Source organism: Desulfopila inferna (assembly GCF_016919005.1).
GTDB lineage: Bacteria > Desulfobacterota > Desulfobulbia > Desulfobulbales > Desulfocapsaceae > Desulfopila_A > Desulfopila_A inferna.
Genome location: NZ_JAFFQE010000045.1, coordinates 1 through 427, shown reverse-complemented (window position 1 = coordinate 427; position 427 = coordinate 1). Strand labels below are relative to the sequence as shown.

Sequence of the window (427 nt, the reverse complement as noted above, 5' to 3'; positions counted from 1 at the left end):
CGTCACGGATGACCCACGCTTCCCACATTGCCTCTATCGAACATGAGCTGGATGGCTTTCATCAGAGCCTGGTGACTTATCGCCAGCAGATGGGCGCCTGGTATTCGCGGACGGTGGATTCGGTGAGCCATGCGGCAGATATGCCGTCGTTGCTGGGGATGGATCGGGTGTTGCGCGTCGGTGACTCGCAGACAACCGTGAGCATGAGCGACCCGAACTTTATCGGCAGTGTTGCCGTGTGCCAGTTGGGCGGCGAGCTGAAGATAGAGAGCAAATTCGACTCAGTGTATGACGTGCCGATTGGCGACATTCCGGTCGAGGTTATCGGGCTGGATGACGGCAGTTCCACGCGGGTCATGTTGGATGAGCACGGCAAGGGCTCACACCACTGCGCCGCTGGCGGGCGCTATCAGGTTCGGGTACAGGG

The 427-nt window shown here is 59.7% G+C and carries 1 protein-coding gene; it reads left to right on the top strand.

What is annotated here, in order from left to right; genetic code table 11:
* A partial coding sequence (locus tag JWG88_RS21370; RefSeq protein ID WP_205235845.1) for a hypothetical protein occupies positions 1-427 on the top strand: 427 nt, incomplete at both ends.